24 protein-coding genes and 1 tRNA gene are annotated in these 26629 nt (G+C 38.7%); 14 read left to right on the forward strand and 11 right to left on the reverse strand.

Translation table 11 applies throughout. The annotated features are described in order from the left end of the window. Together CSB87_RS03980 and CSB87_RS03985 are read left to right on the forward strand one after the other, a co-directional pair. The gene (locus tag CSB87_RS03980; RefSeq protein WP_031952999.1) at positions 1-696 is read left to right on the forward strand and encodes a hypothetical protein; all 696 of its coding nucleotides are present in this window, start codon (positions 1-3) and stop codon (positions 694-696) included. Beyond that, complete coding sequence (locus CSB87_RS03985; protein WP_079377792.1) at positions 656-1153, forward strand: hypothetical protein; 498 nt, start codon at positions 656-658, stop codon at positions 1151-1153. The genes CSB87_RS03980 and CSB87_RS03985 overlap by 41 nt, the downstream gene beginning before the upstream one ends. Positions 1154-1592: 439 nt before the next feature. Here the strand turns inward: CSB87_RS03985 and CSB87_RS03990 are convergent. The 4 genes from CSB87_RS03990 to efp form a co-directional block, all read right to left on the reverse strand. Beyond that, positions 1593-1669: transfer RNA gene (locus CSB87_RS03990), tRNA-Val, on the reverse strand. Positions 1670-1837: 168 nt separating this feature from the next. After that, complete coding sequence (locus CSB87_RS03995; protein WP_002052430.1) at positions 1838-2140, reverse strand: YbdD/YjiX family protein; 303 nt, start codon at positions 2138-2140, stop codon at positions 1838-1840. A gap of 2 nt (positions 2141-2142) precedes the next feature. Next, entirely contained in the window at positions 2143-4239 is a 2097-nt protein-coding gene (locus CSB87_RS04000; RefSeq protein WP_031953002.1) for a carbon starvation CstA family protein, read from the reverse strand. Positions 4240-4403: 164 nt separating this feature from the next. Next, positions 4404-4973, reverse strand: a complete 570-nt coding sequence (gene efp, locus CSB87_RS04005; RefSeq protein ID WP_002052936.1) for an elongation factor P — start codon at positions 4971-4973, stop codon at positions 4404-4406. A 73-nt stretch (positions 4974-5046) separates the two neighbouring features. Between efp and epmB the strand changes: the two genes are divergently transcribed. The 3 genes from epmB to CSB87_RS04020 are packed head-to-tail and all read left to right on the forward strand — an operon-like array spanning position 5047 to position 9929. Continuing rightward, positions 5047-6063, forward strand: a complete 1017-nt coding sequence (gene epmB, locus CSB87_RS04010) for an EF-P beta-lysylation protein EpmB (protein ID WP_002052728.1) — start codon at positions 5047-5049, stop codon at positions 6061-6063. A 15-nt stretch (positions 6064-6078) separates the two neighbouring features. Continuing rightward, positions 6079-7824, forward strand: coding sequence for a hypothetical protein (locus CSB87_RS04015; protein WP_004707685.1), 1746 nt, complete (start codon positions 6079-6081; stop codon positions 7822-7824). Further along, on the forward strand, positions 7821-9929 hold the full coding sequence (locus CSB87_RS04020) for an EAL domain-containing protein (RefSeq protein ID WP_079377851.1): 2109 nt from the start codon (positions 7821-7823) through the stop codon (positions 9927-9929). Before CSB87_RS04015 ends, CSB87_RS04020 begins: the two co-directional genes overlap by 4 nt. A 62-nt stretch (positions 9930-9991) precedes the next feature. On the opposite strand, the gene rpmE is transcribed toward CSB87_RS04020, so the two are convergent. From rpmE to CSB87_RS04040, 4 genes are all read right to left on the reverse strand, one after another. Next, complete coding sequence (rpmE, locus tag CSB87_RS04025) at positions 9992-10216, reverse strand: 50S ribosomal protein L31 (protein ID WP_001200845.1); 225 nt, start codon at positions 10214-10216, stop codon at positions 9992-9994. 193 nt (positions 10217-10409) lie between these two features. Next, on the reverse strand, positions 10410-11381 hold the full coding sequence (locus CSB87_RS04030; protein WP_006580654.1) for a bile acid:sodium symporter family protein: 972 nt from the start codon (positions 11379-11381) through the stop codon (positions 10410-10412). Between the two features lie 133 nt (positions 11382-11514). Then, the gene (gloA, locus tag CSB87_RS04035) at positions 11515-11916 is read right to left on the reverse strand and encodes a lactoylglutathione lyase (protein ID WP_002052709.1); all 402 of its coding nucleotides are present in this window, start codon (positions 11914-11916) and stop codon (positions 11515-11517) included. A 2-nt stretch (positions 11917-11918) separates the two neighbouring features. Beyond that, positions 11919-14108, reverse strand: coding sequence for an AmpG family muropeptide MFS transporter (locus CSB87_RS04040; protein WP_079377793.1), 2190 nt, complete (start codon positions 14106-14108; stop codon positions 11919-11921). 166 nt (positions 14109-14274) lie between these two features. Between CSB87_RS04040 and CSB87_RS04045 the strand changes: the two genes are divergently transcribed. Continuing rightward, on the forward strand, positions 14275-16893 hold the full coding sequence (locus CSB87_RS04045; protein ID WP_004707676.1) for a Lon protease family protein: 2619 nt from the start codon (positions 14275-14277) through the stop codon (positions 16891-16893). 55 nt (positions 16894-16948) lie between these two features. Here the strand turns inward: CSB87_RS04045 and CSB87_RS04050 are convergent, their stop codons facing one another. The 3 genes from CSB87_RS04050 to surE all read right to left on the reverse strand — a co-directional run bounded on the left by CSB87_RS04050 (position 16949) and on the right by surE (position 19701). Beyond that, the gene (locus CSB87_RS04050; protein WP_002052792.1) at positions 16949-17878 is read right to left on the reverse strand and encodes a LysR family transcriptional regulator; all 930 of its coding nucleotides are present in this window, start codon (positions 17876-17878) and stop codon (positions 16949-16951) included. A 101-nt stretch (positions 17879-17979) separates the two neighbouring features. Continuing rightward, the gene (locus tag CSB87_RS04055; protein WP_016804676.1) at positions 17980-18819 is read right to left on the reverse strand and encodes a peptidoglycan DD-metalloendopeptidase family protein; all 840 of its coding nucleotides are present in this window, start codon (positions 18817-18819) and stop codon (positions 17980-17982) included. 111 nt (positions 18820-18930) lie between these two features. After that, positions 18931-19701, reverse strand: a complete 771-nt coding sequence (surE, locus tag CSB87_RS04060; protein ID WP_002052561.1) for a 5'/3'-nucleotidase SurE — start codon at positions 19699-19701, stop codon at positions 18931-18933. A gap of 102 nt (positions 19702-19803) precedes the next feature. Here surE and CSB87_RS04065 point away from each other — a divergent pair, with 102 nt between their 5' ends. From CSB87_RS04065 to purB, 8 genes are all read left to right on the forward strand, one after another. After that, positions 19804-20175, forward strand: a complete 372-nt coding sequence (locus tag CSB87_RS04065) for an MCR_0457 family protein (RefSeq protein WP_004886002.1) — start codon at positions 19804-19806, stop codon at positions 20173-20175. Positions 20176-20322: 147 nt separating this feature from the next. Next, positions 20323-20745, forward strand: coding sequence for an MCR_0457 family protein (locus CSB87_RS04070; RefSeq protein ID WP_002052886.1), 423 nt, complete (start codon positions 20323-20325; stop codon positions 20743-20745). A gap of 126 nt (positions 20746-20871) precedes the next feature. Continuing rightward, on the forward strand, positions 20872-22020 hold the full coding sequence (gene dacC / locus CSB87_RS04075; RefSeq protein ID WP_002052555.1) for a D-alanyl-D-alanine carboxypeptidase PBP5/6: 1149 nt from the start codon (positions 20872-20874) through the stop codon (positions 22018-22020). Between the two features lie 89 nt (positions 22021-22109). Next, complete coding sequence (locus tag CSB87_RS04080) at positions 22110-22655, forward strand: gamma carbonic anhydrase family protein (RefSeq protein WP_004707665.1); 546 nt, start codon at positions 22110-22112, stop codon at positions 22653-22655. A gap of 119 nt (positions 22656-22774) precedes the next feature. After that, on the forward strand, positions 22775-23263 hold the full coding sequence (locus CSB87_RS04085) for an NUDIX hydrolase (RefSeq protein WP_004707663.1): 489 nt from the start codon (positions 22775-22777) through the stop codon (positions 23261-23263). A gap of 4 nt (positions 23264-23267) precedes the next feature. After that, on the forward strand, positions 23268-24401 hold the full coding sequence (gene mnmA / locus CSB87_RS04090) for a tRNA 2-thiouridine(34) synthase MnmA (protein ID WP_002052965.1): 1134 nt from the start codon (positions 23268-23270) through the stop codon (positions 24399-24401). Positions 24402-24414: 13 nt separating this feature from the next. Beyond that, a complete protein-coding gene (hflD, locus tag CSB87_RS04095; RefSeq protein ID WP_000229973.1) occupies positions 24415-25149 on the forward strand; it encodes a high frequency lysogenization protein HflD in 735 nt (244 codons plus the stop codon). A gap of 54 nt (positions 25150-25203) precedes the next feature. Continuing rightward, positions 25204-26592 (forward strand): adenylosuccinate lyase, encoded by a 1389-nt coding sequence (gene purB / locus CSB87_RS04100; RefSeq protein WP_002052704.1) that lies wholly within the window; start codon positions 25204-25206, stop codon positions 26590-26592. The last annotated feature ends 37 nt before the right edge of the window (positions 26593-26629 follow it).

Here is a 26629-nt window from a genome sequence, read left to right on the forward strand (position 1 = left end):
ATGTCAGATAAAAATTTAAGAAACCCTTATAGTCGTAATATACCTGACACCTCGCCCGCTTGGGATGCTTATCCAACCGAACAAAAAGTTTGTGAAATTACTGAACCACTTTGTAATGAACATATAAAAATTAGAAACTATTACATGGCAAGACCATACAATTTTATGATGAACATAAATCAATGGTCAGAAGTCAAAAATGATATTGAACTATTAATGGCTGTACGTTTTGGTATGGAATGGGATGTAAATAAACTTCCTTCAAGTAATATGTCTGATCCTGCTTTTCATACAGGAATGTATATAAAGTTTCATAATTATGTACTCAAACATGCAATGAAAGAAGGTGCGCGAATTGTTGGTGAATTTCAGCAAACAGCATTTAAAGTTCGCTTCTTAAGTACATTTGCCGTAGATGAACTTCTTGAACTTCGTAATTTAAGCAAATTCGACCAAGGCAAGGAAATTTACTCAAAAATTGGAGACTTAAAAGATACACTTTCAAAATTAAATGCTGGATCAGCAAGTGCCGATTTGACAAAATTACGAAGAAATAATGGTCCACTTTTCATCAATAGAGAAATGTTTAAAAAAGTATTCAATCAGGATTACAACCCTAAAATGATCCAGATTATGAAAGAAAATAGAGAATACAATGGAGATCCTCACAGTGTTGGCAATCAGCAACTTTTCTAAAAAATTTATTGTACCTTTACTATTACTTGCGATTACTGGCTGTGCTAATACACAAGTAAATAATGACCGTGAAGCTTTAGTAAATGCGACACGTGGAGCAGTGAATATGGTGATCACAGATCATCATGTTTATCAAAAGGCTTTAGCTTCTGAAACAAGTGAAGTAAAGAAAGCAATGATCTACTCCACTTTAGAAAAAGCAGATATTTTGCGAACTTTTGAAACGGAAATTGGAAAGGATTTCGTTATTGAAGAAAGTTTGAATACGCGTAAATTAAATGATTTATGCTGGATGGCTAAATTTATTAGACAATCTAAAAATGAACTACCATCTAAGGATCAGACTATCTACAGCGATATTTTTACTTGGATTGGTGAGAAGGAACAGTCGTGGTTAAAGAAACTTAATCAATCATATAGTAAAGACGAACTCGGTGAAGACGATTGTCGAAAGTGAGTAATAAAAAAGCCCTAATTATTTAGGGCTTTTTTCTATATCTGCTATATCTATAAAAATACTTATTTAGCTGGTAAATATATGCTTTGTATATACTGAAAATTGATTGCTCATAAAGAAAACAAATCTTTCAAATTAAGCCAAAACAACCTATGTATAAGTAAAGCTTGAATGCTATATTCGGCCCATGACTTAGCTCTATTTGCTTAAATGCTTAGGTGGGCTAACTTGCCAAAGCCATTTTATGAATAGCTTAATGACCTGCTTCTTGTCGTGATCATTTTTACAACTTAATCTCAATGGGGGCAGGTCGCCATCTCACCCACTATCCCGCTTCAATCTTCGCTGTTGATTTTAACTCTAATCAGTTTAATTCCAAAAACAGGCATTAAAAAAGGGCTTACATGTTATTAAAACAATGTAAACCCTTTATAAATCTTGGTAGGTATATCCAGACTCGAACTGGAGACCTCTACGATGTCAACGTAGCGCTCTAACCAACTGAGCTATACACCTAGAATGGAAAGCATCATATTCATTTTTCAAAAGCAAAACAAGAGATTTGCCATTGAAAAAAATACAAATGAGCAGACTTTGAGCAAACTCTTTTTCATTTCCCAAAAAGTAAAACGGTACATGGTTCAACCACATACCGTCTTTGGTTAGCCAAATATCAAGCTCAACTTAACATGGGCATTTCTTCAAAGTACCACCTGCCGATGGATAACGCACATCAACACAATGTCGATAGAAAGTCTTTGCATCCATAGGTGTTAAATCTGGATGATGGGCTTTCATATGCTCCAAATATGTTTGATAGTCCGGCACACCAACCATCAATCGGAAGCTTTGCTGTAAACGTTGCCACAAGGTTGCTATACGCGACCAGTTCTTTGGAGAAAGTAATAGCTCTTTTTGCGAGAGCACTGTCATTTTGATGATTTTCGCAATAATGACAGTTCCATTTTTTGCAAATTTAAAATTCATCTTTATTCTCCTCGAGTGGTAACCACTTCAGGATCGGCATATACCGCAGGCGCTTCATTTACAGTCGGTTTTGGACTCGCTAAAGCACGGCGAACAATACCAATTGAGGCAATAATCATGACAATCGAAACAATCATAAAGAAGCCACAAAGCGCAGCATTAATCTGATTCGACATCACAATGTTTTGCATCTCAGCAATAGTTTTGGCTGGTTTAATAATTTCACCATGAGCAATCGCGTCAGAGAACTTATGCGCTTGCGCCAAGAAACCAATTTTTGGGTTTTCGTGGAAAATCTTTTGCCAACCCGCAGTCATACAGGTCACGAACAAGAAAATAGTCGGAATAATCGTTACCCATACATATTTTTCTTTTTTCATTTTAAACAGAATGACTGTACCTAAAATGAGTGCCATAGAAGCCAGCATTTGGTTACCAACACCAAACAGAGGCCATAATGAGTTAACACCACCAAGTGGGTCAATTACACCTTGATAAACGAAGAAGCCCCATCCACCTACTGCAACCGCTGTACCAACCAAATTACCAAAGAATGAACCTGATGCTTTAACCGCAGGAATAACAATACCTACCGTGTCTTGCACCATGAAACGACAAGCGCGAGTACCGGCATCGACAGCAGTTAAAATAAACAATGCTTCAAACAAAATGGCAAAGTGATACCAAAATGCCATCATTTGGCGGCTATTAAAAATTTCAGAAATGATATGAGCCATACCAATAGCGAAGGTAGGTGCACCACCTGTACGTGAAAGAATCGAGCTTTCACCTACTTCTTGAGCCAACACGGTCAGCATTTCTGGGGTAACAACAAAACCTAAGTTACGTACAGCCTCTGCCGCAGTTTCTACAGTTGTACCGAGTACTGCCGCTGGCGCATTAATCGCAAAGTACACACCTGGGTCTAACACTGTCGCACAGATCATTGCCATGATCCCGACAAAAGACTCCATAAGCATACCGCCATAGCCAATCATGCGCATGTCAGCTTCGTTATTGACGAGTTTTGGTGTTGTACCACTAGAAACAAGCGCATGGAAACCAGAGATGGCACCACAGGCAATGGTAATAAATAGGAATGGGAATAAGCTACCTGAGAAAACTGGACCTGTACCATCAATGAAGTGGGTTACAGCCGGCATTTTCAATTCAGGTAATGCAATGATAATACCCACCGCCAAACCAAGAATCACCCCGATTTTGAGGAAGGTAGATAAATAATCACGCGGTGCTAATAACAACCAAACTGGCAATACCGATGCGATAAAACCATAAATGATGAGACACCAAGTAAGTTGTGTACCCGTTAAAGTGAAGAACTCACCCCAGTACGGATCTGCTGCAACATGTCCACCATAGACAATTGCCAGCATCATTAAAACAAAGCCAATAATTGAAACTTCTGCAATACGTCCCGGACGGATAAAGCGCATATAAACGCCCATGAACAATGCAATTGGAATGGTTGCTGCAATACTAAAGACACCCCATGGACTATGTGCAAGTGCTTTAACAACCACTAACGCCAGTACGGCAAGGATAATAATCATTACCCCGAGTGCACCGAGCATCACCACAACACCAGCAAAAGAACCAAGTTCCTGCTTTGCCATTTCACCAAGTGAACGACCATCACGACGTGTTGAGATAAATAAAACTAAAAAGTCTTGTACTGCACCCGCCAACACAACACCGACCAATAACCAGATCGTTCCTGGTAAAAAGCCCATTTGTGCAGCCAGAATTGGTCCAACTAACGGTCCTGCCCCTGCAATTGCAGCAAAGTGATGACCGAAAAGTACATATTTATTAGTGGGTACATAATCCAGACCATCGGCTAAACGATGTGCTGGGGTTAAACGTCTTGGGTTTAATTCAAATACTTTAGTTACAATAAATAGACTATAAAATCGATATGCGATGCTATATACACATGCTGCAGCCAGTACAAGCCAAACCGCGTTAACATGTTCACCACGACTGAGTGCCAGCATCCCAAAAGAAATTGCACCTATAATTGCCACTAGGCTCCAGACCAGCTTGGAGGGAAGCGTAGATTTCGCTTGCATTGTGTCCATTCTTAACCTCTCAATAAATAACTACAGCATTTTTATATTGTTATGTACTGTTTCTCTTAATCCCTGTGACTCTACTCCTCCTTTTTCTTTTTTCCTCTTATACTTTCGCATAAAAAAAGGGATGATTTACATCATCCCTTCGATAATAGTTTATTTTTTAACTATTATGCACGCTCTAAATACTCACCAGTACGAGTATCTACACGAACGCTTTCTTCTTGCTGAACAAATAACGGAACACGAACAACCGCACCTGTTTCAAGCTTAGCTGGTTTACCGCCACCGCCAGATGTATCACCACGTACGCCCGGATCAGTTTCAACGATTTTTAATACAACGAAGTTCGGTGGGTTTACAGTTAAAGGTACACCGTTGAACAACATAATTGTACATTTTTCATTTGAATCGTCTTTTAACCATTTAGCAGCATCGCCCATTGCAGTTTTGTCTGCAGCGATTTGCTCAAAAGTTACAGGATCCATGAAGTTCCACATTTCACCATCGTTGTATAAGTAATCCATTTCAACTTCAACGATGTCAGCCGCTTCTAAAGAGTCACCTGATTTGAAAGTTTTTTCTAATACTTTGCCAGTTTTAAGGTTACGTAATTTTACACGGTTGAACGCTTGACCTTTACCTGGTTTTACATATTCGTTTTCCATGATAGAACATGGGTTACCATCAAGCATAACCTTAAGGCCAGCTTTGAAATCATTTGTAGAATAATAGGCCATGAAAGGCACACTCCAAACTTAACAAGTCAACTATGCGATATAATGCGTTGTTGCATTATCTTAATCGTGTCAAATGATAAACTATTTATACCAAGAGCAAAACTGGCAATCACAACTCAGTGACCTTATTACTGATCCTTCTGAACTGCTAAGCCTACTCGAGTTATCCTCAGATCAGCTATTATCAGGTGCGATTCTGGCTTCTGAAAAGTTTAAATTGCGTGTTCCTCGTGCGTTCGTCGGAAAAATGAACGCTAAAAACCCGCTTGACCCGCTTTTACTACAAGTATTACCTCATCATTTAGAGCTTGAAGAGCATCCCGAGTTTGTAACCGACCCTTTAGGTGAAGAAGCAGCCAATCAGTTACCGGGTGTTTTACATAAATATAAATCTCGTTTTTTACTGACCTTAACAGGCGCATGTGCTGTGCATTGTCGTTACTGTTTCCGCCGTCACTTTCCCTATCAGGAAAATCTGCCAAAAAATGATGATTGGCTCAATATTAAAAATTATATCGAAGCTAATCCCGATATTAATGAAGTGATTTTAAGTGGAGGTGACCCCCTTACACTTTCTAATCGTAAGCTTGCACTTTGGCTAGAACGCTTATCATCTCTCAAACAAGTTAAGATTTTGCGAATTCATTCACGAGTTCCAATTGTCATTCCAAATCGAATCGACGAAGAGCTTATTTCTTTATTAAAAAACAGTAGGCTGCGTATTATTCTGGTGGTACACTCAAACCATGCTTCTGAACTCGATGACTTTACTTGTTCAAAGTTGATGGAGTTATCTTCGCACCACATTACTGTACTAAATCAGGCTGTATTGCTAAAAGGTGTCAATGATTCTGCTCAAACTTTAACTGATTTAAGTTATCGTCTATTTGAAGCTCGCGTTATGCCATATTACTTACACGTATTAGATAAAGTAAAAGGCGCACAACATTTTGATTTAATGCCATCTGAAATAGATGCGATATATCAAGACGTGTTAGCGAGCCTACCTGGATATCTGGTTCCTAAACTCGTCAGGGAAATTGCGGGCGAAAAGAATAAAACACCGCTTTTTGGGGCTACAACTTTTTGAGTTATATAATAAGTGATGATGAATAATGCACTTTCGGACATTTTTCACAATCAAACCTCACGTACCCGTGAACGGTTAAGCTTTTGTGAAGCCAACATTAAAGATCTTAATGAATGGGTCACTACCCTTTCTATTATGCAATTGGGTGATACTTCAAAAGCGCTATTTACCGCAATTTTGGAGTTAAATGAATTAAATTGCAGTGAAACGCTCCGCTTTGACTTAATTCAAACGCTTCACCCAACTATTAATAATGTTTTGGCAAGCTTAGAAAAAAACTTCTTTAACCAAGGGGTGATTAGTACCGACCGTAACGAGCATATTATTGAGCTGGCAATGCTGCTGCGTTGTTATTTTGCCAGCATTTATTTAAATATTGCACAGACCAGCCACGAGCAGCTACAAAGACAAAAATTCTCTTTATTTTCTTTTAAACAAAAGAAAAACTTACAAACTGCGCGTATTTTGGCGACATTCCATGCATTGCAGCAACTCACCAACCTTTTATACCAACAGCATATGCTCTACAGCGAACCTGTAAAAGGCCAATGGTTAATTGCACATCAACTTTATGAAACAGCCGTTCAGTATAAATATCATTTAACCAATATTAATCATATTCAAGGTGTACAGCACCCTTTAGCAAATATTACACAGGCATATGCTCAGCTGATTTTATTAGATATTTTTAATACCAATCAGATTCGTCAATCAGAAATTCAAGCTTTGTTTCAATGTAGTTTTGACTGGGCACGCATGATTCAAATCTTGCCTAAAGACTCTGCTTTAACTAAATATGTAGTCGATCCGACTAAAGACCATCCACCTGTATATAACAAAAAGCAAAGCTCAAATTTCAACCCAAGCATTTTCATTAGTACACAAGCCTTGCTTGAGCATGTGACTGCCACCATGCATAAAAATGCTCAATACATGTCTAAAAATGAAAAGATTTATTTGAGTCCAGCACTAAAATTCCACGTTCAAACCATTTTGGGTACCACAGCACAGCGCCGTCATGAACGTTATGAATACAATGCTGCATTGCAAATCTGTTTTGGTTTAAGTACTGCTCATTTTTATTTATCTAAAGCAAAAAACTTTGAAGAAACGCTACAGCTTAACAACAACTATAATCTACAAAGTGAATCGAAAGTCTTATCAAACTTAGAAAAAAAAGAGCAACAGACCAGCTCGTATCAGCGCTTGAGTCGTGAGAGCAAGACGATTTACCAAACTACAGTGCTTGATATTAGTGTTAATGGCTATCGTATTAAATGGTCTGGTGAAGCTCCTAAAAACTTAAGAACTGGCGAATATATTTTAGTCAAAGAAACGCTGCATGGTCAGTGGCGTGGCGGTGTGATTCGCTGGATTAAACAATCGACTGAAAAAAGTCTGGAGCTGGGTTTAGAAATTCTTTCGCAAGCCATGTTCCCTTGTGCCGTACATATTCAGGCAGAGCGCCATACTCGTAATTACCACCCTGCACTATTACTACAAACTCAAAACCTAGAAGAAATACAAAACACGCTTATTTTACCGGGGTCTCAAATTTTTAGAGAGCAACAAACAATTCATTTACGATTGGGGACAGAAGAAATCAAAGTGTATCTACTCAAAGCACAACTCATTACTCAAAGTTTTATTCAATTTCAATTTGAACTTTTGAATGAGCAACAACAACATCTGCTTGATCAGTTCATGCTGAAAAAGAATAGTAACGCGAATAACCAAGATTTATGGGAAGCATTAAAGTGAGAAACTCTTTACTATCTAAAAAGTTAAAACGTACTGAAATACGTTTACTCATTATTGATGATAACCAGTTACGTTATAACCAAATTTTAACTTTATTATCGGGGAATGATTATCAAGTTAATGCCTTATTACTTGATGATTTAAAAAGTTTTGAAAAGCAGTTAAATACATCGTGGGATGTCATTATTTTTGGTCGTGCGTATGATTTGAAAATTGAACAAACTCTCTCCCTTGTTCAAGCCTCAGAACAGCCGCAGCTTCCAATTTTACTTTTACAACCAGATGACTACCAATCATCGCAATATCAAAACTATATTCAAAAAGGTATTTATGATGTAGTTCCATTAGAACCTTTGGACTATTTCTATATTACGCTTGTTCGAGCGCTGTCATATAGCCGCCTTTTACAGAAAGAACAGCGCCTTTTGGCTGAGCTTGATACCATTCATACACATACGCAAACACTGGTCGATAGCAGCCATAAAGCGGTCGCTATTTTTCAAGAAGGTATACATATTAAGGCAAATACCGAATATTTGAATCTTTTTGGTTTCCAGCAAGAAGAAGATATTATTGGTTTGCCGATTTTAGATGTCTTACAACCTAACGATTTAAATATTTTTAAACAACGTTTTAAGAAAATTTCTTTAGGCCAGTTTGATCAAGCACGTTTCGAAATTCAAAGTCAGCATCAAGCTATTTCTGGTAATAATGCTTTAAAACTGGAATTTATTCCGAGCCAAGAAGAAGATGCTGTACAACTGACCATCGACTATCAAGTTGATTTAAAAACACCAGCAAATACAGCACTAACCGAGAAAACGACTGGATTAAGTGCAGCTTGGCCACAGATTAATCGTCATTTATCGACCCACCCTGCCCAAGCAAATGCTCTAGTTCTATTTAGACTTGCACAGTGTCCAGAACGACTTTTTCAACAAGGTTGGCAAACTTTAGGACTTTATTTCAATGAGCTACATGGTTTTTTAAAAGACCATGCTCAGATGCCGATTTTCCAAGTCGACTTGGGCAGTTATGTCGGGATTTTACAAGCTGAAAATAGTACGGTTTTAAATTCTCAGTTGACGAGTTTACAAACTTTGCAAAAAGAACACTTGTTAAAAGTGAATGAGCAAAACTTTTCGGTACAGTTAAAACTTGGCTATGCTCAACTTAACCAACCATTAACTGAAACTACATTTAGCTCATTACTTAATGAAGCTGAAAAGCAGAACCTACCTCAAGTTACTCCTCAGCTTGAAATAACGCCTATTGTAGAAAAACCAGTTTCGCCGAGCATTGAAGCTGTTCCTCTTGATTTAACGATTGAGCACTTTGAGGTGACTTCGCAGTCTTCTTTGCTACAGCAATTAAGACAAAAATTAGCTAAAGGTGAGATACATCTTAAGTATCAGCAAATTTACGATAAACATGATGAAGAAACTCATAACTATGAAGTAACGAGTGGCTTTATTGCAGACGAACAATGGCATGATTTAAATGACTTAGCTGAATTAAAAGAAGATGCTGAACTATCAATTCAACTAGATCGCTGGATATTAGTAGAAGCCTGTAAACAGCTTCATAATTTCATTGCTCAGTATCCTAAAGCAAGGCTCATTATTAACCTTAATATTGATATTTTGCTGAAAGATAAAACCTTCCCTGAGCTGATTTCCAAACTGCTTACTATCATTGGTAGTAAACTTGAATGTCCTTTGATTTTGCAATTTTCGGAACAAGCTCTTCAGCACTACCTTCCAACAGTACAACCGCTGATTGGTCGTTTACGTCAACATGGTGCAGAAGTTTCAATCCGAGACTTTGCTTCTTCTATATATAGCGATTCAATTTTACAGCAGCTTGATATCCAGCTTGTAAAACTGCAGTCTAGCAAAACTGATCTATTAAGCTCAGACCAAGGACTCAATAGCTTGCAAGAAAAAGTATTGAACTATTTGACTGTAAAACCAATTGGAATTTTATTAGCTAACTTAAATGATATGAATCTGTTTGCCAATGCATGGAATGTGGAAACACGTTTCTTACAAGGTGATTATTTTCAGAAGAAGCTTGATCGTTTAACAGATGTGCAAGACCAGTAATGGTCTTGGACGCTAAAAACAAAAAACGGGCATAAGCCCGTTTTTTGTTTCGTTTTGAAGTATTAACGCTTGATAGAGCGAGACATACCAGCAAAACGTTGTTTGAATTTGTCGATACGACCACCAGTGTCTACATTCTTTTGTTTACCAGTGTAGAAAGGGTGGCAAGCTGAACATACGTCAAGGTAAATAGTTTCTTTACCTAAAGCAGAACGAGTTTCGATTACGTTACCGCATGAGCAAGTTGCAACTAATTTTTCATATTTTGGGTGAATATCGGCGCGCATCGTCGATTACTCCTAATTGAAGAAAGGCTTAAGCTGTCATCGCAATTGATCACTCTCAATTAAATTGAGGAAAGCTTTTACAAGCAGATCAACACCACAACAGACCATTCTTTTGGCCCACCGAAACCTCTAGGGTTAGAGCTAAGCACAACAAGTGGACAGTATTATACGCCATATAATTTTTTTTTGCGAATTAATCTTGGGATTTAGCCCAGTAATTTGCGATTACTCCACACACCATTAACTGTATTTGGTGAAATATCATAATTGGCAATACAATCATTCCTAAAGGCTGACCAATAAATAAGATTTGTGCCATTGGTACACCACTTGCCAAGGTCTTTTTTGAACCGCAAAAGAAAACAGTAATCTGATCGGCACGACTAAAACCAAAAGCACGCGGTAAATACAGGGCAAGCAACATAATAATAGTCAGTAATACAGAGCAAGCGAGCGCCAAAAGAAGTAAGGTTTTCCAGTTTACTTGATGCCAAAGTCCAGCAACCACCGCCCCACTAAATGCGCCATACACCACCATCAAAATTGAGCCTTGATCGAACGCTTTTACAATACTTGGTACTTTTGCCATATATGGAAAAACATAAGGACGAAGCAATTGCCCTAAAACAAATGGTACCAATAATAACAGCGTAATTTCTATAATAGATGATGTTGGATCAAAGCCATGCTGACTTTGTCCTAAAATAAAGAAACTCACTAAAACTGGTGTAATGAACATGCCAACCAAGTTTGAAAAAGATGCACTACATACCGCACCTGCTACATTTCCTTTTGCCACTGAAGTAAATGCAATAGAGGACTGAACCGTAGAGGGCAAGAAACACATAAACAGAAAGCCCCAATAGAGCTGCTGTCCTAATAAGGGCAAAAGAATAGGTTTAGCCAATAAACCAAGGGCAGGAAAAATAAAGAACGTAATTGCAAATACCAGCAAGTGCATTTTCCAATGCAAAATACCTTCAATGACTGCCTCACGAGATAACTTAGCACCGTGCAGGAAAAATAAAATTGCAATCGCGACTGTAGTTAGTGTATTGAAATACTGCGCAGCTTGACCACTGACTGGAAAAAATGTTGCTAGTAGCACCATACCAACTAACAAAATTGTAAATCGATCAAGTGCCAAGAACTTCAGCATGTTCACATCCTATGATTATTTTAGACAAATAAAAACCCAGTTGATAAATTGACCATTTGGTCAAGCCTTCATCATACTGGGCTATAAAAATAAAGCTAGGCTTTTAAGACCTAAATCTTAAAGCGCCTGAGTCAATTACTTAATTATTTCTAGCGTTTGCATCTTGCTGAATGAGTTCGATTTTATAGCCATCTGGATCTTCAACAAACGCAATCACTGTTACACCACCCTTCATTGGGCCTGCTTCACGCACAACTTTACCACCACGTGCTTTGATTTCTTCACATGCTTTGTAAGCGTCTTCGACACCAATCGCAATGTGACCATAGGCATTGCCTAAATCATAACTTGATGTATCCCAGTTATGCGTAAGTTCAAGCACGGTATTATTTTCTTCATCGCCATAACCAACAAATGCTAGTGTAAAACGACCTTCTTCATAATCACGCTTACGAAGTAACTTCATCCCTAATACTTCGGTATAGAACTTTAAAGATTGTTCTAAATTGCCTACTCGCAACATTGTATGAAGCATTCGCATGTTTATTCACCTGCCTTTTCTGTTTCATGTGTTTGATGATCTTTGAGTAGTTTGCCAACCCAAACCACTAAAATTAAGATTGGAATCCCGATCAATGTGGTCATCAAAAAGAAGTTTGGATACCCAATATTACTCACTATGGTACCTGAATATCCACCTAAAAGTTTTGGTGTAAGGGTCATGAGTGAACTAAAGATCGCATATTGAACAGCGGTAAATGACACACTGGTTAGGCTCGAAAGGAATGCAATAAATGCTGCACCCGCGAGGCCCGAAGCCATATTATCCACAACAATTGCAAAGTAGAGCCACAGCGAACTATAAGGCTTAATGACTTTACCGCTAATCTCGACCTCTTTACCTGACTGAGTATCAATGTATGGTAGAGGATCAATATTTACATCTAATTCAGCTTTGGTTACAGAATTTGAAGCAACATTATAATGATGGGAAACGGATAATACTTTTTGGTTTCCTTCTACAACTGAAGCAATAATTTGTTTGCTTGGTGATGACAGTAATTTCTGCATATCAATTGCAGCGTTAAATACACCTTTTTGATCTGTCATTTTTGCATCAAAATTCTGTCCATCAAGATTCAACACAATCTTTTGGTTAGGCGATAAAGCTTTACCAAAATACTGACCACGAACAACCACACTGCCTTCAGAAGATTTAGCAGTGATTTGGTCACTTCCCATTAAAGGTAAAATCTGTAGGGGTACATGTTCAGCATGCGTTGTTACTAAAGGTTGAACTCGGACTATGGTCTCTGCTTGTTGACTTTGCAAAGCATAGCCAGCTTTTACATCAACTTGTTTTGTTCCATCAAAATTGGAACTCGGGACTTTAATCTTCCAATAACCGACTTCATCCGGCTGAGCTTTATAATGTTTGTCTCCCACTTGAACATCTACCATATCAAGGGGTTTGCCAGATTTCACTAAACCAATGAAAATGAGGTTAGTAGAACTTGCCAATACAGCACCAACAAACATCAGTTTCATGATGTTCATACGCTGTGCTAATAAGCCTCCTAAGAAGCCTCCAACCAAGCTAAAGATCACACCATAAACTTTTACAGCTTCAGCAATTTGTTCTTTGCTAAAGTTTAGATCTTGATAAAAGACATTTGAGATCACACCGGCAATAATGTCTGAAATACGGAAAAAACCAATCAAAAATAGAAGCACTAACGCGAGTTTGACACCATAACGTTTAAAGAAATCCAGAATTGGAGCAATCCAAGTTTCTTTTGCCATTTGCTGGTTGACCACCCCCATCTTAACTAACACATAACCAACTAAAATGGCAGAACCAGTTGCTGTTAAGAATCTTAAAGCCTCTAAACCAAATAAAGCTGCACTATCTTGAATATTGCCAGCTTTGGAAATTGCCTCGGTAATTTGACCTGAGTAAATATAAGTTATGACAAACGAAATGACCGCTACAAAGAAGACTAAAACCAGACGGTAATAATCAGTAGTTTTATAGTTTTTATATACGCGATTAACCTTAGGTTCACGGACAAGCAAGGTTGTAACAATACCAACCAACATGACTGCTGCCATGGTTAAATAGGTGGTTTTCCACGCCTCGTAAATATAGTTACCTTTAGCTGTTCCTAAATGTGCTGCTAAAAATAATGCACCAGCACCAGCTACAATCATACCAATACGGTAGCCAGCATTATAAGTCGACGCCAACACCGTCTGCATTTCAGTTTCAGCTAATTCGATACGATAAGCATCAATTACGATATCTTGCGTTGCTGCCGAGAAGCCAAGCAACACTGCACCTGCTGCCATTTGAACCAAATAGCTATGGCCTAAAGCTGGGTCGGCAAAAGCCATGGTACAAATCGCAAGCACAATTAAACACTGAGCAATAAGCAGCCAAGCACGTCTTCGACCTAAAGCCTTGGTCAAGACCGGTACTGGTAATTCATCAATGAGAGGTGCCCAAACAAACTTAAAGGAATATCCCAAAGCTGCCCAACTGAAAAAAGTGACTGCACTTTTATCAATGCCCGCTTCACCTAGCCATAAAGAAAGACTAGAGAAAATTAGTAAAATAGGTATTCCGGCAGAAAAACCCAGAAATAGCATAATTAATGCACGACGGTCTAAAAATGCTTTAAACGCCGAGACCCAACCAGAGGTTTGTGTGGTCATTCGTTTTTTATTTTCCATAAATTATAAATGCGTCTATTCAATCGCTTCTTACAATTGCTTTCAAGATTCTTTCTGCAATCAAGTTTTGTTTTGGTGATAAAAGCAGCAAGTTTGCTTGATATTTTATGCTAAACCTGTATACCTTTAATCTTCAACCTTCGTTTTCTTTTGCTGGATATCAACAGTGACACAAAAACTTGATCAAGTGACAACTTCAACTTTATCACTCGCTAAAACAAACACCACAAACGTCACAATAAATGCATTTCCTTCAGCTTTTGAGCAACCTGATATAAAAATGACTTTGGATAAAACAGCCTTAAAACCCGAACAACTTACACATATTCCAGATTTTGAAAATATTCCAGCCTCAACAAAACGTATAAAACCGCTTAATAACTTTTTAGGACAAGATCGTGCCAAAGCTTCAGTAGAAGCCGGCATTTCTTTACCCTACTCTGGTTATAACATTTTTGCAGTAGGAACGGCAGGTTTGGGTAAACGCACCATGATTAAGCGTTTACTACAACAACATGCCAAAACAATGCCTACTCCAGATGATTGGGTATATGTTTATAACTTTAAGCAAGCGCGTCAGCCAATTGCGCTACGCTTCCCTGCTGGGCAAGGAACCAAGTTTCAACATACTCTTCATCAAACTTGGCAAATTATTTTAAAACAGCTTGAACGCCGCTTTAGTGCCGAGACTTATCATAACCGTATTGAGCGAATTCGTCAGGAAACTGGAGATGAGCAGCAAGAAGCGCTTGTTGAGTTAACAAAAGAAGGCGAAGAGCTCGATTTAAAATTAATTTCTCGAAATGAGAAGCATGGTTTTGTGCCTGTCCAAGTAAAAAATGATCAGGTTCAAGAACTGACCCAAGCAGAAATTGATGCTTTAAATAGTAAACAGCGTGCTGAAATCGCGGCGAATATTCGCTATATGGATAAAAAGCTTGAGCGTCTTGGTTTGCATTTAGGCGATTTAGAAGACGATGCACGAGACAAAGTCTCTGTTTTAAATCGAGACATCGCGACTCAAGTGGTTATGCCACGAATAGATTTAATTTTAAATAAGTATGGTCAAGTTAAAGGGCTTGAAGATTATTTAAAACAATATGCACAAGATGTAATTGACAATGTTGAGCTCATTTTAGAGCAAGAAGAAGATGACTTTGCTCCTGCTATGTTCAATCGTGTACCAGCACGTTATCAAGCAAATGTAATTGTTTCAAATAAACCAAACAGCGGTGCACCGGTTATTTTTGAAGATTTCCCAACTCACTACAACTTGCTTGGTCATGTAGAACAGCTTACGCACAACGGTACAATTACCACAGATTTCACACTCATTCGCCCTGGTGCTCTACATCAAGCGAATGGTGGTTTTTTAATGCTTGAAGCCGAGCAATTACTCGAACAGCCTTATGCATGGCAGGGTTTAAAGCGTGCTTTAAAATCAGGCCAGCTCAAGCTTTCTTCTCTTGAACACATGTTGACGTTAACAGGCTCTATCTCGATAGAACCTGCTGCAGTTCCACTTGATATTAAAGTGGTTCTTATGGCAGAACCTGAAATTTATTATGAAATTTTAGAAGTAGAACCAGAGCTTGGTAGTGTATTTAAAATTCGTGCAGATTTTACCGATACATTACAGCGTAATGACGAAAATGAACAAGCTTACATGCAGCTAATTGCTGACTATGTACAAGCAGATAAACTACTTCCATTTGATCGTAGTGCCTTAGCAGCTTTACTTACCGACTCAAGCCGTCAGGCGGAAGACCAAAGCTCACTATCATTACATGCTTCAACTTTGGGTGACCTCATTCGTGAAGCACATCATCATGCATTTAAAGCCAATGAAAAGATTGTAACTGACCAACACATTAATCTTGCATTACAACATAGACAATATCGCTTAGGCTATTTAAGAGAACTTTACTGGCAGGATCTATCGCGTGGAACTCAGTTAATCGAAACTTCGGGCCACCGTTTAGGTCAAATCAATGCCCTCTCCGTTATTCACTATGCAGATGTTGAGTTTGGTTTACCTTCACGTTTGACCGCCTCAGTTTATCAAGGTGGTGGTGATATTCTTGATATTGAACGTAGTGTAGAACTAGGTGGTTCACTCCATGCCAAAGGCGTGTTGCTCATGTCTAGCTTCTTGAAAGCTCACTTTGGCCGTGAACAGATTTTACACTTCTCTGCTGCGCTTGCATTTGAACAAAGCTATGGGCAAGTCGACGGTGACAGTGCAACGGTTGCCGAGCTTTCTGCATTAATTTCTGCAATTAGCCAAATACCAATTGATCAATCATGGGCAATTACTGGTTCTATGAATCAGTTAGGCCAAGTTCAACCAATTGGTGGTGTAAATGCAAAAATTGAAGGCTTCTATGATGCTTGTAAATTACAAGGTTTAACTGGCAAACAGGGTGTCATTATCCCACGTCAAAACATGCAACATTTGATGTTACGCCAAGATGTAATTGATGCAGTAAAAGTTGGTCAGTTCCATATTCATGCGATTGATACGATTGACCAAGCACTTGAAATTTTAATGGCTCGTCCAGTCGGTACACTCGATAAAAAAGGCAAGTACAGTAAGCACTCTATTTATGCGGCTGTAATGGAGCAACTTGAATATTGGCAAGCCATCGAAGATGGTGCAGAAATTGAAGAGGAACCAAAGAAGAAAAAGAAAAATAAGAAAAAAATCAAAAAGCATGAAGAGCTCACAGCTGATGATCTTCCACAAGAGACTCAAGAAGAAGTTGCGACTCTGAAGCAAAAATAGCACTAAGTAAAAAAGGGCTTGTAATCACAAGCCCTTTTTTATGAATAAGGTAAAATTAGCGAACAATTTGCATGGCCCTTCCGCCAGCCAATTGACTAAAATACTGTTTAAGCGCTTCAACACAACGCTGAATCTTCATCGGCTGTTGATCGTGTTTGGCGATCTCTGCATATAAAGTGAAAGCTGGAAGTTTCCAATCTGGAAGAATTTCAATTAAAGAACCAGCCTTCAATTCTTTTTGAGCATCTAAATATAAAATTCTAGCAATACCATGTCCTTGCTGACATAAGGCTTTAGCAACTTGCAAATTATTACTTTGCAAACGGCTTACCATCTCAATATTTAATTTTTCACCTGTTTTAGCATGCTGGAAGTTAAAAGTGCGTGATTCGTTCATTGCATTGATAGAAAGCAACTCATGGTTGTTTAAATCGTTGGGATGCAAAATCGGGCTTGATTGATTGAGATAGCTGGGAGAGGCTACCAAAATCTGATCGACAAAAGCCATAGGAACTACAGAACTACTCTCTTCTACTGGCGTAGAGCTCATACGTACTGCAATATCAATTCGCTCTTCAATTAAGTCGATATAACGATGCCCCACTTCAAAATGAACAGATAAACCGCGATGGGCAGACATCCAGTGAGATAAAGCAGGAATAATGTGCTGAACTGCTAAGTCTGGGGTTGTTGCAATACGCAAATCACCAATCAAGTCATCTCGCAATTCATTGATTCTGATTTTGCCTCTTTCTGCTGCTGCCAACATTTCTTGGCAACTTGAGAAAAAAGCCTGTCCAGCCTCTGTCAAACTAAGTTTTCGAGTAGAACGGTGTAATAAAATTACATCCATTTCATTTTCAAGAGAACGTATTTGCTGACTGACAGCACTTGTTGTAATGCCTAATTCACGTGCCGCACCACTAAATGAACTTTTTTCAACCACACAAGCAAAAACACCCATCGCACGAAGCTGATCTAACATAGGTTTCCTCAAATCTAATTCTAAATTTATAAAAAATGCTTATTGTTGTAATGAAAGCAACCAATTACATTATACGAGGAAACCTATATTTATTGCATTAGCTAATTTGGTAAAAGATTTGCCGGATTGATTGGTTTACCGTCAAGGCGAATTTGGAACTCAAGCATGACACGAGAAGCCCCTGAAGACCCCATTTCAGCAATCTTTTGGCCTGCGGTTACATTGTCTCCACTCTTCACCATCATCTTGCTATTGTGGGCATAGGCACTGATATAGCCATCAATATGTTTGATTAAAACGAGATTACCATATTCTTTTAAACCATCGGCTGCGTATACAACTTGACCGTCAGCTGCCGCATAAATAGGATCACCTTGGTTACCACCGTAACGAATTCCTTTGACATTATTCGCCAAATTAAATCCTTGGATAACCGGACCATTATTTGGTTTCACCCAACGCAAGCTTGAACTTGGAATTGAAGCCCCTACGCTAGTATTGGTTGTTGGTGCAACTGTTCTTGGCGGCGGTGTAGTAACCGTTGTTGTTGGCGGAGTTGTGGTTGTCGGTAATGCAATTGTTTGGCGCTTAATTGGCTCTTGTTGCGCCATGACTTGTGTCGACACGGTTTTTGGTGAAGAAGATTTTTTCAATCGTAATGATTGATTAACATAAATACGATATGGCGGAGCAATATCATTCATCTCTGCAATACTGAGATAGTCCAAACCATAACGCATTGCAATGCCACTTAAAGTATCACCTGAACGAACGGTGTAATAGTTAGGAGCCATTGAATAGCGAGAACTATTATTAATTTGTGGTTTAGAAGCACATCCTGCCATTGCAACAGTAAAACCTACAGCTACAGACAACATCATAATTTTCATTATATTGTCTCTTTGAATATGCGATCTGCTTTGTTGCCCAGTTAAATGCATCGATCTCCCTCACTAAATGCTACAAATCATTTCGGCTAAGAGTACCAAAAAAGTAAGAGGAAACATGTTCCTCTTTTTCTATATTCACAAAGTTATAACATTCGGGCCAAATTATTGACCCAAGCTTGCCTGTAAATCCTCTAAAACCGCATAGTTTGTTGCATCCATCTGAATTGGGGTCACACTTACAAAACCGTTTGCAACCGCAAAAAAGTCAGATTGAATTTGGCTAGCAATACGCTGCGGGTCCGTAACTGCTTCACCTGCCAGACCAATCCAGTAAACCTGTCTTCCTCTTGGGTCGACATGACTTGTGATGGGTTTAGACTGAGCACGGCGTCCTTGATAGGTAATTTGAGTCCCTTTAAGCTGTGGCACATCCGGAATATTAATATTAAAAATATGTCGAGGTGGTAGCGCAGGTAAACCTTTGGCAATAAAGTCATGTACCCATTTGGCTGCTTGCGCATAATCATCTTTATGGTTGTATGAACGCACATCAGAACCCGCTAAAGAAACCGCAATTGCAGGCTGTTTCATTAAGCGTCCTTCAAATGCAGCGCCGACTGTTCCCGAATACAGAACATCATCACCTAAGTTTGCACCACTGTTGATTCCACTAACTACCAAGTCAAATTCGAAATCAAACAATCCATTCATAGATAAATAGACGCAATCGGCTGGCGTTCCATTTACAGCCCATACATCTTCAGCAATTTGAATAGGACGTAAAGGACGATCTAATGTTAACGCGCTCGAAAATCCACTTCTTTCACTTTCTGGAGCAACTACTACAACACGGCCTAATGGTTTTAACGCTTCAGCTAAAGCCTGTATACCTGGTGCAAATACACCGTCATCATTCGCAATTAAAATATTCACAAAAAATCTTTCTCGACAAATAAACCCGAAGGTTTTCTCAATTGAATTATTTGTTGAATTATATATATTTATGCCTCCATAGCATTATAAAATTGTGAAAAAATGAAAACTTTCGCTCCTTTTTTTCAAGTATTGGGGATCAGTATCACATTGTGTACGCAAACGGTTTTTGCTGATGAGGGTATCTCGACACAAGAAGCTGATAGCTTAATTAAAGATGACATTGCATCTACTCAAGTTTTACAAGAAATTTGCCCTAGTTTTGTTGGCGCAAATAAAAATCTTGAAACGAATACTAAAAAGATTATTGCAATGTACCTTGGTGGTTATTCCAATAAGTCAATTACCTTTTCTGCCCTACAAAATGATGCAGAATACAAGACACTTTTAAGTGAAGCTCGCCAAGCTGCAAAAGAAATGGATCACCATGAGCAACACGAACTTTGTCAGGAAGTGGTAAATTACAAAGATTAAGTTTATTTGACTCAATACGCTTTTCTTTGAAGGGTTTTCTGTTTATGTAAAGCAGAAAACCTACATAACAATACATTTTTTCCATTTTTTTAGCGTTTAAATTGTTTAAGCTATCGGCATATTTCAAATTTTTGTTTCAGGTTATCCATGTTTATGAAAAAAAGCTTAGTTCAATCACTTTCTGTTGTTTTACTCATGACAATGGCAACAGTGGGTTATGCTGCTGACAAGAAAAAAACAGCTGAAAAGAAAACTGAAAATGAAAATGTTGTTGAAGTTACGCCGACTAAAGGGACTACACCCGAAGAATTAGCAGCAATTCAAGTACTTTCTGAAATTTGCCCAAGTTTAATTGGCAAAAAAGATGCTGAATTTGCCCAAGGTTATGAGCGCCTTGTGAAAGATTATTTACCAAATGAAGCAGACCCAGTTGCAGCTTTAGAAAAACGTAGCAAAGACAAAAGTTTCAAGAAAGTCTTAAAAGAAGCACGTAATGATGCAAAAGCTGCTGGTAACGAGCAAAACAAGTTAGTTTGTCAAGACGTAAAAGCTTATCAATCGCAAAACTAAATTAGTTAAAAACTCTCTAGTTACAATACTGTTTGAAAAAGCCGACTTCCCCCATAGAAGTCGGCTTTGCTTTGTCCTAAAATGCTAGGTTCTTCTGCTTCACACAAGATATTGGAATTACCTAGAATGACTCGAAAAAGCGCTATTGCTGCACTCCTCCTCTTACCAAGTTTTTCTTATGCAGCAACTGTCTTATCAGCTCCGCCAGAATTAAATAATAAGTCTTATGTATTAATGGATTACGAGACAGGACAGATTCTCGCTTCTAAAAATGAAAATGAAAAGCTTGCGCCTGCTTCTATGACTAAAATGATGACAAGCTACATCATTGAACAAAAACTATTAAAAGGTGAGCTTACCGAGAATGAAAAGGTTCGTATGAACGAATCTGCTTGGTGTAAAGGAAGCAGCGCTGAATCATGTATGTATGTACCATTAAATGGTACTGCAACAGTTTTAGAAATGCTTCGAGGTATTATCATTCAGTCTGGTAATGATGCGTCAAAAGCAATGGCTGAACATATTGCTGGAAATGAAGGTACTTTTGCTCACCTCATGAATCAGGAAGCAAAACGTATTGGTATGACAAATACCCAGTTTATGAACTCTACGGGCTTACCTGCAGAAGGTCATTATTCAACTGCAAAAGATATGGCTGTTCTAGCTCAACATATTATTAAAGACAGCTCAAGATACTACCCAATTTACTCTGAGAAAGAATTTACATTTAACGGTATCAAGCAAGGTAACCGTAATGCGTTACTTTATACTGACCCAAGTGTTGACGGTTTAAAAACAGGCCACACAGATGAAGCTGGTTACTGCTTAACAACTTCAAGTAAACGTGGCCCAATGCGCTTAATCTCAGTTATTTTTGGTACTGACAGCGTTAATGAACGTGCTAACCAAACACGCGCGTTGTTGTCTTGGGGCTTTGCGAACTTTGAAACTGCAAATGTTCAACCTGCAAACCAAGTTCTTGCAAAAGCTAAAGTATGGTTCGGTAAAGAAAATGAAGTTCAAATTGGTTTAGCAGAGAACTTCAATGTCACTATGCCAAAAGGCAAAGCAGGTGGTATAAAAACTCAATTGGTTGTTCAACCAAATTTAAATGCTCCTCTTCAAAAAGGCCAAGTGGTAGGTAAACTTGTTGCAAGTTTAGATGGCAAGGTTATTGCTGAAAAACCTCTTGTTGCATTAAAACCAGTTGAAGAAGCAGGCTTCTTTGCACGCATGATCGACCATATCAAACAATTCTTTAGTAACTTATTCTAATTTTAGAATAGTTCAATTAAGCACTCATGCTATTAGCTTGAGTGCTTTTTTATTTTATACTTCTATTAAATTTTATTTTGATGCTTCTCATGACAAAAAACATCCGTCCTTATTTAGATCATCATCCACAAATTGATCCAAGTTGTTACATTGATGAAATGTCCGTGGTTGTCGGTGATGTTAAATTGGCCGAAAATGTTTCGGTATGGCCTTTTGCAGTCATTCGCGGAGATGTAAATAGTATTCAAATTGGTAAAAATAGTAATGTACAAGACCATTGTATGTTACATGTCAGCCATAAAAATGATGCCAAGCCTAATGGTTCACCTCTTATTATTGGTGAAGATGTGACGGTGGGTCATCATGTGACTTTACATGGCTGTACTATTGGTAACCGCGTACTAGTCGGGATCAATACCGTCATTTTAGATGATGTCGTTATTGAAGATGATGTAATGATTGGTGCGGGAAGTTTAGTTCCACCTCGTAAAGTCTTAAAAAGTGGTTATCTCTACGTTGGAAGTCCAGTACAGCAAGTACGTCCTCTAACTGAAAAAGAATTGGCATTTTTACCTTATTCAGCAAGACATTATGTAAAAGTGCAAAATAACCATAAAGATAACCAAACCAATTAGTACATACTCAATTTTTCAAACGATAGAGCTTTTATAGTTCTCTATCGTTTGTAAGATCACCGTAGCCAAAAACCCCTAAATTTCGTATCATACGACTTTTAAATTCATGGTGCTTTTTTATGGCCGCATGGACTCCTCATGTCACTGTCGCTACAGTCGTAGAAAAAGATGGACGCTATCTTTTTGTCGAAGAACATAGCGAAGGTTTTGTACACACTGTGTTTAATCAACCTGCTGGTCATGTGGAATGTGGTGAAACGCTAATAGAAGCTGCTATTCGTGAAACACTTGAAGAAACGGGTCATCATGTTGATATAGATGCCTTACTTGGTATTTATACATATACTCCGCCTATGTTTCCGGATCGTACTTACTATCGCTTCTGCTTTTTAGCACATGTCACTCATGTCGAAAGCGACCCAAAACTTGATACAGGTATTGTTTCTGCTGTCTGGATGACTCTAGATGAGCTTCAAGAATCTGCCCGCGCTCGTAGTCCTCTGGTCATTAAAGCGATTGAAGATGCCATAAAAGGTCACCATTATCCTTTAGCTCTTATTTATGAGCACCCTTTCTCTCCCTCATTAACTTCTCATTTGGATGCCTAGTCCTATGCAACAACGTGTCATCGTCGGTATGTCTGGTGGCGTAGATTCATCTGTTTCTGCGGCACTCTTACTTCAACAGGGTTATCAAGTTGAAGGTCTCTTCATGAAAAACTGGGAGGAAGATGACGGCACGGAATACTGTACAGCAATGGAAGATTTAGCCGATGCTCAAGCAGTAGCAGATAAAATCGGTATTAAACTTCACACTGCAAACTTTGCGATGGAATATTGGGATCGTGTATTTGAACACTTCTTGGCTGAATATGCAGCTGGCCGCACTCCAAACCCAGATATCTTATGTAATAAAGAAATTAAGTTCCGTGCGTTTTTAGACCACGCCATGACTTTAGGTGCCGACTTTATTGCAACAGGTCACTATGCTCGTCGTGCTGAAACTGCATACAACTCTAAAGGTGAAGCATATGCACCTTTATTACGTGGTTTAGATAATAATAAAGATCAAACTTATTTCTTGCATGCAGTGCATGGCCGCGAAATTAATAAAACGCTCTTCCCTGTTGGCGAAATTGAAAAACCGGAAGTTCGTAGAATTGCCGAAGAGCTGGACTTAGCAACTGCGAAGAAAAAAGATTCAACTGGTATATGTTTTATCGGTGAACGCCGTTTTAATGACTTCCTTAAACAATATTTACCCGCTCAACCAGGTAAAATTGTGCTGGATAATGGTAAAGAAGTTGGTGAACATCACGGTCTGATGTACTATACGCTCGGTCAGCGTGGTGGTATTGGTCTGGGCGGTATGAAAGGTGCAGCTGAAGGTGCATGGTTTGTACTTCATAAAGACGTTGCCAATAACCGTTTAGTTGTAGGCCAAGGACATGAACACCCACTTATGCAAAGTACGCAGCTTTGGAGTGAGTCTATTGACTGGGTAGCTGGTGAACAACATATTCCGGCTGAAGGATTACGCTGTACCGCTAAAACACGCTATCGTCAGCCTGATCAAGCTTGCACAGTGTTTATTGATGAAAATAGTGAGCATGGTGTTCGTGTTGAATTTGATGAACCTCAACGCGCAGTTACACCAGGTCAAAGTGTTGTATTTTATTCAGATGAAGTTTGCCTAGGCGGGGGTGTGATTCACCATACAAATGCCCCTACACCAAATTTTATTTAAGGGAATGAATGGCATGGTGGAGTTACCCTTTCAACAATCACAAGCCTTGAATGTTCGCCAAAACCGTGCCCTTGCCTTGGCGGGGGTATTTCAAGCGACCCAGCTTACGCATATGACCGCTATGACAGGTCAACAAAGTATTGGTGAAAGTGGTAACTTCTATTTTGAATTATTAATAAAGGCGAGTTTAAATATTCGCCCTACAACAAATAATAATACCGTTCAGACATTAGATTTTTTTAATCAATTGGCTGATATTTCTCTAGGTCTTAAAACTCTTGAGAATTGTATTACCCAGCCTTTTACCAATGCGCCCAAATCTCGTTTGCCTAAAATGCGTAGTGCAAAACTTCCTATGTCTTACGCGATGTCACTTTTGCAGCTAGAAAAGAAGGTCTATAGCAATCCTGAATATGTGGCCATTATTGAAAAAGCACAGCAGAAGATTTTAAAACAGCTTTCTTTTTTCGATAATAACTATTTACACCCCAGCATTTTAGCTAATTTGGCACAAACCTATGTTGATACTGCCGGGCAAATTAATCCACGCATTCTTGTTCGTGGTAATGCTGAGGCATTTAAAGATACCAACCATACCAACCGTATTCGTGCTTGTCTGTTTACAGGGCTACAAATGGCTCATTTATGGCGACAACTCGGCGGTAGTTCATGGAACATGATTTTTAGCAAACGTAAATTGCTACAGGATATTCAAGCTCTTGCTCGCTTACAGTACCAAGTTATCTAAGGCTGTAACGAGATTATTTTTGTTTTATGTTTATTCCAGCATTAAGGAATCGTTATGAACGCTTTAACCGCACTATCACCATTAGATGGACGTTATGCCAGCAAATGTGATGCGCTACGCCCTTTTCTTTCTGAGTTTGGTTTAATTCATGCTCGTGTCACTGTAGAAGTGCGTTGGTTACAAGCGCTTTCTAACCGTCCAGAAATTATTGAAGTTGCTCCTTTCTCAGCTGAAACAAATGCAGCTCTAGATGCAATCGTAAGCAACTTCTCTGAAGAAGATGCGAATCGCATTAAAGAAATTGAACGTACAACTAACCATGACGTAAAAGCCGTTGAATATTTCTTGAAAGAGAAAATTGCTGGTATTGCTGAATTACAAAATGCGGGTGAGTTCATTCACTTTGCTTGTACATCAGAAGACATCAACAACTTGTCTCATGCGCTTATGCTTAAAAACGGTCGTGAAGTTTTAGTATCAAGCATGAAGCAAATTTTAAATGCAATCTCTGCTTTAGCAACGACTCATGCTGAACAACCGATGTTGTCTCGTACACATGGTCAAACTGCTAGCCCAACAACTTTGGGTAAAGAAATGGCGAACGTTGCATATCGTTTAGCTCGCCAAATCAAGCAATTTGAAAATGTTGAGTTACTCGGCAAAATCAATGGTGCAGTAGGTAACTACAATGCTCACCTTTCTGCTTACCCAGATGTTGATTGGCCAGCCCATTCACAAGCTTTTGTTGAATCTTTAGGTTTAACATTTAACCCATACACAACTCAAATTGAGCCACATGACTACATGGCTGAATTATTTGATGCGTTACGTCGTTACAATACAATTTTGATCGACTTTAACCGTGACGTATGGGGTTATATCTCTTTAGGTTACTTCAAACAAAAACTTAAAGAAGGTGAAGTTGGTTCTTCAACTATGCCGCACAAAGTTAACCCGATTGACTTTGAAAACTCTGAAGGTAACTTAGGCATTGCAAATGCTGTGTTGGCTCACTTAGGCGAAAAATTACCAATTTCTCGCTGGCAGCGTGACTTAACTGACTCAACTGTACTTCGTAACATGGGTGTTGGTTTTGCTCAAAGCTTAATTGCTTTTGATGCTTGCTTAAAAGGTATTGGCAAACTTGAATTGAATGCAAACCGCTTGAATGAAGATCTTGACCAAGCTCAAGAAGTTCTTGCAGAGCCAATTCAAACAGTTATGCGTCGTTATAACGTTGAAAAACCATATGAGAAGTTAAAAGCTTTAACTCGTGGTCAAGCAATGACTCGCGACATGATGGTTGATTTCGTAAATGGTAATGAACTTGCTCAAGTACCAAGCGAAGAGCGCGCTCGTTTAGCTGAGCTTACACCTGCAACTTACACAGGTAATGCAGCTGAACAAGCAAAACAAATTAACGATTTAATTAGCAAAATCTAATTAAAAAAATTTGATAAAAGCGAAGCTTAGGCTTCGC

Source organism: Acinetobacter sp. AR_0276, assembly GCF_003000705.1.
GTDB lineage: Bacteria > Pseudomonadota > Gammaproteobacteria > Pseudomonadales > Moraxellaceae > Acinetobacter > Acinetobacter nosocomialis.